This is a genomic window from Streptomyces sp. NBC_00872, assembly GCF_045161915.1.
GTDB lineage: Bacteria > Actinomycetota > Actinomycetes > Streptomycetales > Streptomycetaceae > Streptomyces.
This window is the reverse complement of record NZ_CP108806.1, coordinates 805,775-819,035: the sequence shown is the minus strand read 5'-3', so window position 1 is coordinate 819,035 and position 13,261 is coordinate 805,775. Positions and strand designations below refer to the sequence as shown.

The window sequence follows — 13,261 nt, the reverse complement described above, 5'->3', positions numbered from 1 at the left end:
CCGTCGCGGGACGGTGCCGATAGGTTACGGGGTGACGCCCATGAGGCGGGAACAGGACCCGGAACGAGACACTCCGGTGTGCGCCCCGGTCCCGGCCATTCAACCGTCTCACATCCGCACTCCGCCGTGTGGTCATGTCAAATCCAGCCGGTCAAGGAAGAAACAAGGTGCCGGACCCGCCGCGCGAGCGACGGACTCCGGCAGCCGCCTTCCCCACCGGCACAGGAGACAGCCATGTCCGCCATCGCACCAGCACCGCTCACGACCGCTCCCGCCCCCTCGCCCGTCGGCGTTCCCGCTCACGCCGACGCCGAGACGCGCTATGTGGTCTCCCTCGCCCGCAACCAGGAGGACGTACGGGCCGCGCAGCGGCTGCGCCATCTCGTCTTCGCGGGAGAACTCGGCGCCCGGCTCGACGGCCCCGAGCCCGGCCTGGACATCGACGAGTTCGACGCGTACTGCGACCATCTGCTGGTACGTGAGGAGACCACCGGCGAGGTGGTCGGCACCTACCGGCTGCTGCCGCCCGACCGCGCCAGGGCCGCGGGACGGATCTACTCCGACAGCGAGTTCGACCTCTCCAGGCTGGGCCCGATCCGGGACGACCTGGTCGAGGTCGGCCGCTCCTGCGTCCACCCCCTGCACCGCACCGGCGGCGTCATCGCCCTGATCTGGGCCGGACTCGCCCGCTATATGACCACCACGGGCCACAACTGGCTGGCGGGCTGCTGCTCGATCCCGCTCGGGGACGGCGGCGCCCTGGCCGCCTCCACCTGGAGCACCGTGAAGGCCAAGCACCTCGCGCCCGAGGAGTACTGGGTCACCCCGCACCGGCTCTGGACGCCGGCCTCCGAGGCCGAGGCCGCCTCCGCCGCCGAGCTGCCGCCCCTGCTCCGCGGCTATCTGCGGCTCGGCGCCTGGGTCTGCGGCGCGCCCGCGCACGACCCGGACTTCGACTGCGCGGACCTCTATGTCCTGCTGTCGATGAAGCGCACCAACCCGCGCTATCTGAAGCACTTCCTCTCTCTCGTTCCCTCGGCATGAGCGTCTGGCTGCCCACCGCGCCCTGCGTCTCGCCGGAGTGCGCCACCCACAGTGGACCCCTCACCGGCCCGCTCACCGGGATCGCCCGGCTGCTGGTGGGGATTCCCCTTGTGCTGGCGGGGGTGCTGCTCACCCCGCTCGTCTCGCTGCTGCGCGGGGCGCACCGGGACCGGCTGACCCGGCTCTGGGCAGGGGCGGTGGTCCGGAGCTTCGGTCTGCGCGTGCGCGTGGTGGGCGAGCCGGCGCCCCCGCGCGGCAGCGGATTCCTGGTCGTCTCCAACCACATCTCCTGGCTGGACATCCCGCTGATAGCCGCCGTCTTCCCCGGGCGGAATCTGGCCAAGAGCGAGATACGGGGCTGGCCGGTCCTGGGCGCGATGGCGACCCAGGGCGGCACGGTCTTCGTGGAGCGCGAGCGGCTGCGGGCGCTGCCCGGCACCGTACGGACCCTGGCCACGGCCATGCGCGAGGGCTCCCGGGTGATCGTCTTTCCCGAGGGGTGCACCTGGTGCGGCCAGGACCACGGCCGGTTCACCACCGCCGTCTTCCAGGCCGCGCTGGACGCGCACGCCGATGTCCGGCCCGTACGGCTCACCTACCGGGGTCCCGGCGGGGAGCCGTCCGGCGCGCCGGCCTTCATCGGGAACGACTCGCTGGGGGTCTCGCTGTGGCGGGTGGTGACGGCCGGCGGGCTGACGGCGGAGATCACGGTCCTGCCGGTGATCCCCGCCGGACGCCACACCGACCGCCGCGCGCTGTCCGCCGCCGCTCAGACCGCCGTCGCGAGCGAGAGCGCGAAGCGCCCCGCCTCATCGGTCCACCAGCGTGTCAGCGCCATCCCGGCGGCCGAGAGCTCCGTCCGTACCCCGTCCTGACGGAACTTCGCCGACACCTCCGTCCGTACCTCCTCACCGGCCTCGAAATGCACCACCAGATCCAGTTCCGGGATTTTCACGGTCAGGGCCCGGCGGGCCCGCAGCCGCATCTCGATCCACTCGTTCCCGGCGTCCCAGAGCGCCACATGGCCGAAGTCGCGCGGGTCGAAGTCCGCGCCCAGCTCCCGGTCGATGACGGAGAGGACGTTCTTGTTGAACGCGGCTGTCACCCCTGCGGCGTCGTCGTACGCCCTGACCAGTACGGACTCGTCCTTGACCAGATCCGTGCCGAGCAGCAGCGAGTCGCCCGGCGCCAGCAGCGCGCGGACCGACGTCAGGAACGCCGCGCGCTCGGCGGGCAGCAGATTGCCGATCGTGCCGCCGAGGAACGCGACCAGCCGGGGACCGGGCGTCTCCGGCAGTGTCAGCCCGGCCGTGAAGTCGGCGATCAGCGCGTGCACCCGGAGTCCGGGCCGCTCGGCGAGCAGCGACCGCGCGGCCCCGCTCAGCGCGCTCTCGCTCACATCGACCGGAACGTAGAGCTGGAGCGCGGTCAGCTCGTCGAGCAGATGACGCGTCTTGTCGGACGATCCCGATCCCAGCTCGACCAGGGTGCGCGCCCCGGTCTCCGCCGCGATCGCGGGCCCGCGCGCCAGCAGGATCTCCCGCTCGGCGCGGGTCGGATAGTACTCGGGGAGCCGGGTGATCTCCTCGAACAGTTCGCTGCCCCGGGTGTCGTAGAACCACTTGGGCGGCAGCGTCTTGGGGGTACGGGTCAGCCCCTGGAGCACATCGGCGCGCAACGCGGCGCCGGTGGCGTCCTCGGGCAGGGTGCGGGTCAGCTCGAACGGGCTCACGCGGGTGGCTCCTTGAGGGGGGTGAGCAGAACATCGGCGCGGGTCGCCACCAGCAGGGTGCGGTCGGGGACCGCGCGCCAGCGCGGATCGTCGTCGTAGGGCTCCGACGCCACCACCGTGCGGTCGCCGGGTCCGGTGCGGTACCAGAGGGTGTCGCCCCAGGTGGTCGCCGCTATCCGGGCGCCGTCGGTGAGCAGCAGGTTCAGCCGGGACGCGGGGGCCGCCGTCGCGACCTCGTGCACGGTGTCGGCCAGCGCCTGGCCGAGCTCGTCCCCGGCCCGCAGCCGGTGCAGCACCAGCGCCCACAGCAGGGCGGAGTCGCTGCGGGCCGGCAGGGAGAGCAGCTCGGTCACGGACAGGGCCGCGGCCGTCGCCGCGACACTGTCCGGCCAGCCGCCGACCGAGCCGTTGTGGCCGAACAGCCACGGCCCGTCGGCGAACGGCGCCGCCGCGGCCTCGCCGTCGGCACCCGGCACCGTCGCGTCACGTACCGCGGCGAGCAGGGCGCCGGTACGGACCACCCGCGCCAGATCGGTGAAGCCCTGGTCGGCCCAGATCGGCAGGGCGCGCCGGTAGCGGGCCGGGACCGGATCGCCCTCGGCGTACCAGCCCACCCCGAAACCATCGGCGTTGACGGTCCCGTACCGCTGGTGGCGCGGCGCCCAGGACTGCCGGTAGAGCCCGTGCGGAGGAGCCAGAAGCACCTCGCCGAGCGCCACTGGCGGTCCCAGGTAAGCGATCTGACGGCACATCAGGAATTCCCTGGGGTACTCGCGGCCACGTCGGCCCCGGCCGTACGGGCGGTGCGGAAGCCGGAGAAGATCTGGCGCCGCACCGGCAGGTCCCAGTTGCGGAACGTGCCCCGGCAGGCGACCGGGTCCACCGCGAACGACCCGCCCCGCAGCACCTTGTGCGCACTGCCGAAGAACACCTCCGAGTACTCGCGGTACGGGAAGGCGGCGAAGCCCGGATAGGGCAGGAAGTCGCTCGACGTCCACTCCCAGACATCACCGATCAACTGCCGTACACCGAGCGGCGACGCGCCCCGCGGATAGCTGCCCGCGGGCGCCGGGCGCAGATGGCGCTGCCCGAGATTGGCCCGCTCCGGGGTGGCCTCCTCGTCGCCCCACGGATACCGCAGCGACCGCCCGGAGACGGGATCGTGCCGGGCTGCCTTCTCCCACTCCTCCTCGCTCGGCAGCCGCCGCCCCGCCCAGCGGGCGTACGCGTCGGCCTCGTACCAGCTCACATGGAGCACCGGCTCGTCCAGGGGGACCGGCTCCACCACACCGAAGCGGCGGCGCAGCCACTGCCCGCCCTCGCGCCGCCAGAAGAGCGGGGCGCCGATGCCGTGCTCCTGGATCTGGGCCCATCCCCCCGGAGCCCACCAGCGTTCGTCGGTGTATCCGCCGTCCTCGATGAAGTGGAGATAGGCGCCATTGGTCACCGGAACGGTGTCGATGAAGAACGCGGGCACGAGCCGCTGATGGGCCGGCCGCTCGTTGTCCAGCGACCAGGGCTCGGCGGAGGTGCCCATCGTGAAGGGCCCCGCGGGGACGAGCACTTCGGCGGGCAGCCCCGTCATGTCCCCTGCGGGCGGCGGGGGCGCGGTCAGCGCGGCCGGCCCACGGCGCAGCTGATGGGTGATGAGCATGGTCTCGTCGTGCTGCTGCTCGTGCTGGGCGATCATGCCGAACGCGAAGGCGGCGTCCAGCAGCGGACCGCCGTGCAACGGGGTGCGCTCGATGACGTCCAGGACCCGGCCCCGTACGTCCGACGCGTACGCCCGCGCCTCGACGGGCGGCAGCAGCGGCAGGGTGGGCCGCGCCGCGCGGGGATGCTCGAAGGCGTCGTACACCGAGTCGATCTCGGGGCGGATCGCCGCGCGGCCCGCGACGGTCCGCAGCAGCCACTGCTCCTCCTGGTTGCCGATGTGCGCCAGATCCCAGACCAGCGGCGACATCAACGGGGAGTGCTGCGCGGTCAGATCGTGGTCGTCGACGCACGAGGTCAGCAGCGCGGTACGGTCCCGGGCGGTCGTCAGGGCGTCGACGGCCCGCTGCCGCAGCCGTTCCACCGGTATCCCGACGGTTTCCGCGGAGTCGGTCATGTCCTGGGGTCCTTCCCGTTCAGAGAGGCGCGCAGCTCGTCGGCGGGACACCGGCCGGGCACCACATAGCGTTCGTAGAAGTCGGCGACGGCCTTCTGCACGGCGGAAGTGGCACCGATGCGCGGAAGCGCTTCCTGCGCGACGGCGAAGCAGGCCATCGCGGCGAGATGCAGTTCCGGGTCGGCCAGGCCGTACCGCGCGGCGTTGACCCAGAGCAGATTGCGTGGCGCGGGCAGCGAGCCCGCCGTCTCCGCGAGTGACTTGACGGTGCGGTAGACGGTCTCCGACGCCTCGGGATCGTCGAACAGCGCGGTGGTGACGGCGAGCGGCACCAGCCAGCCGTCCTCGCCCGGCTGCTGGTCGATCATCCGCAGTTCCAGATGGCCGCGCGGCCGGACCGGCGGGAAGAGCGTCGTGAGGTGGTAGTCGAGATCGGCGCGGACCGGCGGACGGGGCGCCCCGGAGCGGATCCAGTTCCGGAAGGTCAGCCCCTCCGGCACCGTCCAGGGGCCCTTGGGCGCCCGGATGCACATCACCGGGGCGTCCAGGGCGAGCGCGGCCCAGCCCGCGCGCGGCTCGTGCCGCGCGGACGGCGCGGTGGTACGGGCAGGGTCGAGCTGGGCCCACAGCGCCTGCCGGGTGGAGCGCCAGCCGGTCGGTCTGCGCTCGCGCATCGGGGAGTTCGCGAACGCGGCGACCAGCACCGCGCCCAGCAGATGGGCGAGTTGCCAGCGCCGGCCGTAGCCGAGCGGGCCCGGCTCCTCGTGGCCCGCGTCCAGACAGACCTGGATGGAGGCGGTCGTCCGCATCATGGCGCGGCCGGCCGGACCGATCCGGTCGAGATAGATCTCCATGGCGTCATAGCGCGGGGCGCGCAGCAGCCGGTCGGGAGAGTGCCAGGGGTCCTGTCCGAGACCCGCGAGAGCGAGTCCCGCCGTACGGAGCGCCGACCGTACGAGGGCCAGATCCTGGGCGGTGGAGGTGACGCACTCCATCAGTGACGCGGCGGGCGCCGAGCTCAGTTCGAGCTGGCCGCCGGGTTCGAAGGTGAGTGCCGAGCTGAGACGCAATGTGCGCAGTCCGTCGAGGGCTTCCCTGAGCCGGCGGACCGGGACGGGCTGTTCGGGGCTGTGCAGATCGTGCACGAGCCATTCCAGTTCCACGCCCACGGTGCGGGGCGGGCCGGTCTTGAAACAGATGCCGCGCAGCAGCTCCTCGGCGTCGTCCTCGCCGATCGCTGGTCCTTCGTCGCTGAAACTGTCGGATGGCATGGCCGGATCCTCCTGTCGAAGACCTGTGGCCTGTCTTTCGGACCGGACTCCACCCCGGGTTCGGGGCGGAGCGCTTCGTCCAACCTAAAGCCCCTCTCACCGCTTCGCACAAGAGTGCCCCTGGGGCCGGTGTTTCGCCAGAAAACCTGTTGCCCCGGACGAGATCGTCCACTCACGATTCGCCGTATGAGCGCACGGCTGCGGGGCATCGCGAAAGAAACCGAGGAGATCGTCCGAATGGGGAAGTACCGTGCCCCGGACGGCCGTGACGTGGTGATTCGCACGGCACTCGACGCCTCGCTGAAGGGCACGCGGATGTACGGCCCCGAACCGGTCGGGGTCGCGGTTCCGGCTGTGGCGGCCATGCCGGCGGCGGGTCGAACGGCCGGTCCCGAGGCGGGTCGTACCGGTCCCACGGCGGGTCGTACGGTGAACCGGGTGACGGCGGCGGTCGAGGTGACCGGTGAGAGCAGCCTTGAGGCGGCGGGACGGCTGACGGCGGCGGGAACGGGCCCGGTGGCCGTGCTGAACTTCTCCTCGGCCCGCAATCCCGGCGGAGGCTATCTCAACGGGGCACAGGCACAGGAGGAGGCGCTCTGCCGGGGCTCCGCCCTCTACACCACACTGCTGCGCGTGCCCGAGTTCTACGCCCACCACCGCGCCGACCGCAGCCCGTTCTACAGCGACCGTGTGATCCACTCACCGGGTGTGCCGGTCTTCCGCGACGACCGGGGCCGGCTGCTCGGTACGCCGTACCACGTGGGCTTTCTGACCTCGGCCGCGCCGAACGCGGGGGTGATCGCGCGGCGTGCGCCCGAGCAGGTCCACCGGATACCGGCCGCGCTCGCCTCCCGTGCGGAGCGTGTGCTGGAGACGGCGGCGGAGCGCGGTTACCGGCGGCTGGTGCTGGGCGCCTGGGGCTGCGGTGTCTTCCGCAACGACCCGGCGGCGGTCGCGGAGGCGTTCCGCGCACAGCTCACCGGGGACGGCCGGTTCGCGGACCGCTTCGACGAGGTGGTCTTCGCGGTGCTCGACCGGACGGCGGGAGCGACCACACTGGGGGCCTTCCGGCGAGCGTTCGCGTAGATCCGTCCGCCGGCGCCGTGTGAACGGTGTCAGCTCCAGCCGTAGCGCTCCCTGAGCCGGTTCACCACCAGATTGAACCGCCCTCGGTCCAGGGCACACGCCTCCCGCCGCATACCCCGCTCATGGACCCGCAGCACCCGGTCGACGTCCACCCAGGACTCGCGCCCCGCGCGGTCCCACGGCCCCACCCCGATCGGCACCCACTCGCGGTCGCGGTCATGGCGCTTGCTGGAGAGCTGGACGGCGAGCAGCGTGCCCGCCGCCTCACGGGCGACCACCAGCACCGGCCGGTCCTTGCCCCGCCCGTCGTTCTCCTCATAGGGCACCCAGGTCCAGACGATCTCGCCGGGGTCCGGGTCGCCGTCGTGCTCGGGGGCGTACGAGGTGCGGACCGGCCCTACAGCACGGGGATCGGCCTCAACGGTGGCGGTGGGACCGGCACGGCCGGGAAGTTCGCCGGAGGCGTCGGAGAAGGTCGTCATCCGCACGACGTTAGAACGTCCGTGCAGCGCTCCGACGGCCGGGGCCGGGTGAGACGTCGCCCGGTACGGCAGGCACCCGCCCGTCCCGTCGACAACACGTCCCGTCGACAACACGTGTCATCGACAACACCTGAGTCGAAAAGGTGTGCACCGGTTCAGGGCATCCGGGGGACCCCGCCGCGCGGTGTCTGGAAAGATACCGGGAGCGATGAGCCCGTTCCCCGAGCAGTCCGCCGCACACTCCGCCGTACGCCCCGTCCCGGTCGAACGTCCGGTCCCGACCAGCGCCGATGTGGCACGGCTGGCCGGTGTCTCCCGTGCCACCGTCTCGTACGTGCTCAACAACACCTCGGCCGTCCGGATCAGCGAGCCCACCCGTCGCAAGGTGCGCGAGGCCGCGGAGCGGCTGGGGTACGTACCGCACGCGGCGGCCCGCAGCCTGCGCGCCGGGCACACCGGGATCGTGCTGCTGCCCGCGGCCCATGTCCCCGTCGGGCCCCTGTACAGCGCCTTCTTCAACGAGCTCCAGTGGGCTCTGCGGCGGCTCGGCTACACCGTGGTGCAGTACGGCAGTCTCGGCATGGACGGGGACACGGCGGCCCGCGCCTGGGCCGAGCTGCGGCCCGTCGCCGTCGTCTCGCTCGGTGAGATCGCCCTGACCCCGCAGGGAGTGGACCTGCTCAAACGGTCCGGTGCGCGAGCCGTGATCACCCTCGGTCCCCACCGGGTCGCCGGCGCGCACGCGCTGGTCATGGACCAGCGTGAGATCGGGAGTACGGCGGTGGCCCATCTCCTCGGGCGCGGCCGTACCCGGATCGGTGTGGTGATGCCGGAGGAACCGGGCCTGGACCTGTTCGCGGACCCGCGCCTCGCGGGGGCCCGTACGGCCGCCGAAGGCACCGGCGCCCGGATCGAGCCGCTGCCGCTCGCGTACGAGGAGGAGTCCGCGGCGGCCCTCGCCGCCCGCTGGCGCGCGCTCGGCCTGGACGCCGTCTTCGCGTACAACGACGAGTACGCGATGCTCCTGATGCGGGCGCTCCAGGACGAGGGGATCGGCGTCCCCGAGGAGACGGCCGTGATCGGTGCCGACGATCTGCTGCTCGGCAGACTGCTGCGGCCCCGGCTCTCCACCGTGCGTATCGACATGGTGACGGGACAGCGGCTGGCCGAACTCGTGCACCGGGTCGTCCGCGACCCGGACGGCGAGCCGGAACGCCACGATCTGATGGGGGCGCGGGCCGTCCACCGCGAGTCGACCTGAGCCCAGGGCCCGGAGCCGGGGCGGGCGAGGCCCGGAGCACGGCTGACGGCGGCGACATGGCGACATGCGATGCCGTCGCGGGGTGGCTAGCGTCGGCTGCATGAGCACCGTGCCGCAGCGCTTCGAGATCTTTCTGGTCGCCGAGTTCACGGAGGCCGACGAAGGCCCGCCCAGCGCGGCGAACGCCCTGCGCTCGGCGGTCGTCGAGGCGACCGGTGACACAGGAGCCTCGGGCTATCCGAGGTACGCCGGTAACGGCATGGTGGCGGACATCGACCCGGAGACCCTGACGGTGGAAGCGCTGCTGGTGGACGGCGCGGAGCTGGACTACGGGATGTCGGTCCGGGTGATCGCCGTCCCAGGGCTCTGAGGCGTCCCGAGGCTCTGAGGACGGAACGGGCGTACGTATCCGACGGGTTGACGCGTACTCACCCTGCTCACCGCGTCACCACCGCCCCCGTCGCCGGACCGGTCCGACCGAACCGGTCCGTATCGCCGGGGGCTTGGGCCCGCGGACCCCCGGCGCCACGTGTTCACGGGCCGTGCCGGACGCCCGTACGCCGCGAACCGGACAGGGCTCCGTACGCCCCGAACCGGGCAGCGACTAGGCGCTCTCGGTGTTCTGGGCCTTCGCCTCGGCCTCCGCGACCGACTTGCGGACCTCGTCCATGTCCAGCGCGCGGGCCTGGCCGATCACATCCTCCAGGGCGGTCTCCGGCAGCGCGCCGGGCTGGGCGAACACCGCGACATTGTCGCGGACGATCATCAGCGTCGGGATCGAGCGGATGTCGAAGGCGGCGGCGAGCTCCTGCTGTGCCTCCGTGTCGACCTTGGCGAAGACGAGGTCGTCATGACGCTCCGAGGCCTTCTCGTACACCGGCGCGAACTGGCGGCACGGTCCGCACCAGGAAGCCCAGAAGTCGATCAGGATGAAGTCGTTCTCCGACACCGTCCGGTCGAAGTTGTCCTTGGTGAGTTCCACAGTGGCCATGGCCTGTTACCTCTTCCTGCTCTCCGGTGGGCAGCCGCATGCGACAACCGTCGGCGGTATCGCGGTATTCCTTGGCCCCTGCCCGAAGATCGTGTGGCCATGCGGCGACCGTCGCACCAGACTGACCCCATGACGGAAGCGATGGAATATGACGTGGTGGTGCTGGGCGCGGGACCGGTCGGGGAGAACGTCGCCGACCGTGCCAGGGCCGCCGGACTGAGCACGGCGGTCGTGGAGAGCGAACTGGTCGGCGGCGAGTGTTCGTACTGGGCCTGTATGCCCAGCAAGGCGCTGCTGCGCCCGGTGATCCTGCGCGCCGAGGCGCGCGGAATGCCGGGGCTGAGCCAGGAAGTGGACGGCCCGCTGGACGTGCCCGCGGTGCTGGCCCGCCGCAATGAGTTCACCTCGAACTGGAAGGACGACGGCCAGGTCGGATGGCTCGAAGGCGTGGGAGCGACCGTCGTACGCGGGCACGGCCGGCTGGCCGGTGAGAAAAGGGTCGTGGTCACCGGCCCCGACGGCGAGCAGCGGGTGCTGATCGCCCGCCATGCCGTCGCCGTGTGCGTGGGCACCCGTGCCCTGCTGCCCGATCTGCCGGGACTCCCCGGTGCCAATCCCTGGACCAGCCGTGAGGCGACCAGCTCCCAGCGGGTCCCGGGACGGCTGGTGGTCGTCGGCGGGGGAGTGGTGGGCGTGGAGATGGCCACCGCGTGGCGTGCGCTCGGCTCGGAGGTCACCGTGCTGGTGCGCGGCGACGGCGTGCTGCCGAGGATGGAACCGTTCGCAGGTGAGCTGGTGGTCGACGCGCTGACCGAGGCGGGCGCCAAGATCCGTACGGGGGTCTCGGTCGCCGCGGTCGAGCGCGACGGCGGTACCGGCCCGGTGACGGTCGTGCTGGCGGGCGGTGAGCGGATCGAGGCCGACGAGGTCCTCTTCGCCACCGGCCGGGCACCGCGCACGGACGACATCGGCATGGAGTCGGTGGGTCTTGAGCCCGGTTCCTGGCTGACCGTGGACGACAGCTGTCTGGTCGAGGGGAGCGACTGGCTCTACGCGGTCGGCGATGTCAACCGCCGCGCCCTCCTGACCCACCAGGGCAAGTACCAGGCCCGTATCGCCGGCGCCGCCATCGCGGCCAGGGCCCGGGACTCGGCCGTACCGGACGCGGCGCCCTGGGGCCCGTACGCCGCCACCGCCGACCACGGCGCCGTTCCGCAGGTCGTCTTCACCGACCCGGAGATCGGAGCGGTCGGTCTTACCCTCGCCGAGGCCGAGCGGGCGGGCCACCGCGTGAGGGCCGTCGACTACGAGATCGGCAATGTGGCCGGCGCGTCGCTCTACGTGAACGGTTACCAGGGCCGCGCACGCATGATCGTCGATCTCGACCGTGAGATCCTCCGCGGTGTCACGTTCGCGGGACCGGGGGTGGGCGAGCTGCTCCACTCGGCCACCGTCGCGGTCGTCGGGGAGGTGCCGATCAGCCGTCTGTGGCACGCGGTCCCGTCGTATCCCACGATCAGCGAGGTGTGGCTGCGGCTGCTGGAGACGTACCGGGGCTAAAGGTCCTGTCCGGTCGCGCGGGGGCCGGTCCGGGTCGGGGCCTGCCGGGCCGTCGACCGGCCGGTCCTGTCCGGTCCGGTCCGGGTCGATCGGTCCGCGCGGATGTGTTCCGCGTGTGTATACGGCCGTACGGTCCGCCGAACGCGGGGCGCCCGCCGCCTGGATGGCGACGGGCGCTGGCACTGTCGGCTTCTTGACAGTCCGTTACGGTCTATGGCGGTCCGTTACGGGACTATCTTCAGGAGCTTGTTGGGCGAGCCGGTGCCCGGACCGGTCACGACGTTCGACGAGGCGCCGTTCACCAGGGCCGTGGAGACCTGCGCCGGGGTCGCGGTGGGGTGGCCCGTGAGATAGACGGCCACCGCTCCGGCCACGTGGGGAGTGGCCATCGAGGTGCCGTTGATGGTGTTGGTCGCCGTGTCCGAGGTGTTCCAGGCGCTGGTGATGGAGCTGCCGGGAGCGAACAGGTCGACGCGCGTGCCGTAGTTGGAGTAGCTGGCGCGGGCGTCGGTGCTGGTCGTCGCGCCCACGGTGATGGCGGCGGCGACACGGGCCGGCGAGTAGTTCTGCGCGTTGGCTCCGGAATTACCGGCGGCGATCGCGTAGGTCACACCGCTGTTGATGGAGTTCTGCACCGCGGTGTCGAGCGCGGCGTCGGCGCCGCCGCCCAGGGACACGTTCGCGACGGAGGGACCCGAGTGGTTCCGGGTCACCCAGTCGATGCCCGCGACGACCTGGGCGGTCGTACCGGAGCCCGAGTTGTTGAGCACGCGGACGGCCACGATCTTGGCCTTCTTGGCCACACCGTACGCGGTGCCCGCGGCGGTGGCGGCGACATGGGTGCCGTGGCCGTTGCCGTCCTGCGCGGTGTTGTCACCGTCGACGGCGTCGTAACCGTACGAGGCCCGCCCGCCGAAGTCCTGGTGGGTGATCCGGACCCCGGTGTCGATGACGTAGACGGTCGCGCCCTGACCGGCCGTGTCGGGGTAGGTGTACTGCCGGTCGAGCGGCAGCGCCGTCTGGTCGATACGGTCCAGGCCCCAGGACGGCGGGTTGGTCTGGGTGGCGAACGCGCGCACCGTGCGGTTCTGGAAGACCTTGTCCACGGCGGGGTCGGCCGCCAGTCGCCGCGCCTGCTCGGGCGAGAGGTTCGCGGCGTAGCCGTTGAGGGCCGCCGTGTACGTACGCTCGACCGTACCGCCGTACTCGGCCACGACGCTCCGGCCCGCGGCCGAGGCGGACTTGAGACCGGCCGTCTCCTTCAGGGTGACGATGTAGCTGCCCTGGACGGCGTCCTTGGAGTCGGCCCCGATGACGGTGCCGACCGCGGGGGCCGCCTGGGCGGGAACGGAGACGGCCGCGAGAGCCGTGACTGCCGCGGTCGCGGTGATCGCGGCCGCGATCCGCGTCCTGGTGGTACGCATCCTTGCCATGTGAGGGGTCCTCCTCAACGTGTGCGCGGGGGTGCGTGCGCAAATGTGGGGGACGCATACGGATGTATGCGTGAGGCGGTGCGGGTGATTCCTGCACCGCCTGTGCCAGAACGATCGCGGAGGGTGGGGGGCGCCGACAAGATGGTCTGAGGCCATGTCATCGACATGACATGGCCATGCAATGACTTGGCAATGACCCCACGTCAAGAACCGTGCCATGAAGGACTTTTGGCGCACGGGAACGCCACCCGGAGGCCCGGGTGGCGTTCGAGAACCGAGGGCGGGTGTGTG

The 13,261-nt window shown here is 71.9% G+C and carries 13 protein-coding genes; 6 read left to right on the top strand and 7 right to left on the bottom strand.

From position 1 onward, the window contains the following. Positions 1-234: 234 nt before the first annotated feature. On the top strand, positions 235-1,044 hold the full coding sequence (locus tag OG214_RS03525) for a GNAT family N-acyltransferase (protein WP_363081808.1): 810 nt from the start codon (positions 235-237) through the stop codon (positions 1,042-1,044). Further along, complete coding sequence (locus OG214_RS03520; RefSeq protein ID WP_405983735.1) at positions 1,041-1,919, top strand: lysophospholipid acyltransferase family protein; 879 nt, start codon at positions 1,041-1,043, stop codon at positions 1,917-1,919. The genes OG214_RS03525 and OG214_RS03520 overlap by 4 nt, the downstream gene beginning before the upstream one ends. Here the strand turns inward: OG214_RS03520 and egtD are convergent. Genes egtD through egtA form a run of 4 tightly spaced genes read right to left on the bottom strand, consistent with a single transcriptional unit; the run spans position 1,814 to position 6,157 of the window. Beyond that, positions 1,814-2,776, bottom strand: coding sequence for an L-histidine N(alpha)-methyltransferase (gene egtD / locus OG214_RS03515; RefSeq protein ID WP_405983734.1), 963 nt, complete (start codon positions 2,774-2,776; stop codon positions 1,814-1,816). The two genes, OG214_RS03520 and egtD, sit on opposite strands and share 106 nt — an antisense overlap. Beyond that, positions 2,773-3,528, bottom strand: a complete 756-nt coding sequence (gene egtC / locus OG214_RS03510) for an ergothioneine biosynthesis protein EgtC (RefSeq protein WP_405983733.1) — start codon at positions 3,526-3,528, stop codon at positions 2,773-2,775. Before egtC ends, egtD begins: the two co-directional genes overlap by 4 nt. Further along, positions 3,528-4,886: an ergothioneine biosynthesis protein EgtB gene (egtB, locus tag OG214_RS03505; protein WP_405983732.1), complete on the bottom strand. Its 1,359-nt coding sequence runs from the start codon at positions 4,884-4,886 to the stop codon at positions 3,528-3,530. The genes egtC and egtB overlap by 1 nt, the downstream gene beginning before the upstream one ends. Continuing rightward, complete coding sequence (gene egtA / locus OG214_RS03500) at positions 4,883-6,157, bottom strand: ergothioneine biosynthesis glutamate--cysteine ligase EgtA (RefSeq protein ID WP_405983731.1); 1,275 nt, start codon at positions 6,155-6,157, stop codon at positions 4,883-4,885. The genes egtB and egtA overlap by 4 nt, the downstream gene beginning before the upstream one ends. A 186-nt stretch (positions 6,158-6,343) precedes the next feature. Between egtA and OG214_RS03495 the strand changes: the two genes are divergently transcribed. After that, positions 6,344-7,243, top strand: coding sequence for a TIGR02452 family protein (locus tag OG214_RS03495; protein WP_405983730.1), 900 nt, complete (start codon positions 6,344-6,346; stop codon positions 7,241-7,243). Between the two features lie 29 nt (positions 7,244-7,272). On the opposite strand, the gene OG214_RS03490 is transcribed toward OG214_RS03495, so the two are convergent. Further along, positions 7,273-7,725, bottom strand: a complete 453-nt coding sequence (locus tag OG214_RS03490) for a type II toxin-antitoxin system PemK/MazF family toxin (protein WP_363085528.1) — start codon at positions 7,723-7,725, stop codon at positions 7,273-7,275. Positions 7,726-7,933: 208 nt separating this feature from the next. Between OG214_RS03490 and OG214_RS03485 the strand changes: the two genes are divergently transcribed. After that, a complete protein-coding gene (locus OG214_RS03485; protein ID WP_405983729.1) occupies positions 7,934-8,986 on the top strand; it encodes a LacI family DNA-binding transcriptional regulator in 1,053 nt (350 codons plus the stop codon). A 100-nt stretch (positions 8,987-9,086) separates the two neighbouring features. After that, positions 9,087-9,356: a hypothetical protein gene (locus tag OG214_RS03480; protein WP_405983728.1), complete on the top strand. Its 270-nt coding sequence runs from the start codon at positions 9,087-9,089 to the stop codon at positions 9,354-9,356. Positions 9,357-9,590: 234 nt separating this feature from the next. On the opposite strand, the gene trxA is transcribed toward OG214_RS03480, so the two are convergent. Further along, the gene (gene trxA, locus OG214_RS03475; protein WP_363084386.1) at positions 9,591-9,977 is read right to left on the bottom strand and encodes a thioredoxin; all 387 of its coding nucleotides are present in this window, start codon (positions 9,975-9,977) and stop codon (positions 9,591-9,593) included. 129 nt (positions 9,978-10,106) lie between these two features. Between trxA and OG214_RS03470 the strand changes: the two genes are divergently transcribed. Next, positions 10,107-11,537 carry a dihydrolipoyl dehydrogenase family protein gene (locus tag OG214_RS03470; RefSeq protein WP_405983727.1) on the top strand — a complete coding sequence of 477 codons (1,431 nt, stop codon included), beginning with the start codon at positions 10,107-10,109 and terminating at the stop codon, positions 11,535-11,537. A gap of 224 nt (positions 11,538-11,761) precedes the next feature. Here the strand turns inward: OG214_RS03470 and OG214_RS03465 are convergent, their stop codons facing one another. Continuing rightward, a complete protein-coding gene (locus OG214_RS03465; RefSeq protein WP_363084384.1) occupies positions 11,762-12,970 on the bottom strand; it encodes a S8 family peptidase in 1,209 nt (402 codons plus the stop codon). Between the last annotated feature and the right edge of the window lie 291 nt (positions 12,971-13,261).

Coding starts and splice junctions, on each gene's coding strand:
- OG214_RS03525 (WP_363081808.1), top strand. CDS start 235: ATGTCCGCCATCGCACCAGCACCGCTCACGACCGCTCCCGCCCCCTCG.
- OG214_RS03520 (WP_405983735.1), top strand. CDS start 1,041: ATGAGCGTCTGGCTGCCCACCGCGCCCTGCGTCTCGCCGGAGTGCGCC.
- egtC (WP_405983733.1), bottom strand. CDS start 3,528: ATGTGCCGTCAGATCGCTTACCTGGGACCGCCAGTGGCGCTCGGCGAG.
- egtB (WP_405983732.1), bottom strand. CDS start 4,886: ATGACCGACTCCGCGGAAACCGTCGGGATACCGGTGGAACGGCTGCGG.
- egtA (WP_405983731.1), bottom strand. CDS start 6,157: ATGCCATCCGACAGTTTCAGCGACGAAGGACCAGCGATCGGCGAGGAC.
- OG214_RS03495 (WP_405983730.1), top strand. CDS start 6,344: ATGAGCGCACGGCTGCGGGGCATCGCGAAAGAAACCGAGGAGATCGTC.
- OG214_RS03490 (WP_363085528.1), bottom strand. CDS start 7,725: ATGACGACCTTCTCCGACGCCTCCGGCGAACTTCCCGGCCGTGCCGGT.
- OG214_RS03485 (WP_405983729.1), top strand. CDS start 7,934: ATGAGCCCGTTCCCCGAGCAGTCCGCCGCACACTCCGCCGTACGCCCC.
- OG214_RS03480 (WP_405983728.1), top strand. CDS start 9,087: ATGAGCACCGTGCCGCAGCGCTTCGAGATCTTTCTGGTCGCCGAGTTC.
- trxA (WP_363084386.1), bottom strand. CDS start 9,977: ATGGCCACTGTGGAACTCACCAAGGACAACTTCGACCGGACGGTGTCG.
- OG214_RS03470 (WP_405983727.1), top strand. CDS start 10,107: ATGACGGAAGCGATGGAATATGACGTGGTGGTGCTGGGCGCGGGACCG.
- OG214_RS03465 (WP_363084384.1), bottom strand. CDS start 12,970: ATGGCAAGGATGCGTACCACCAGGACGCGGATCGCGGCCGCGATCACC.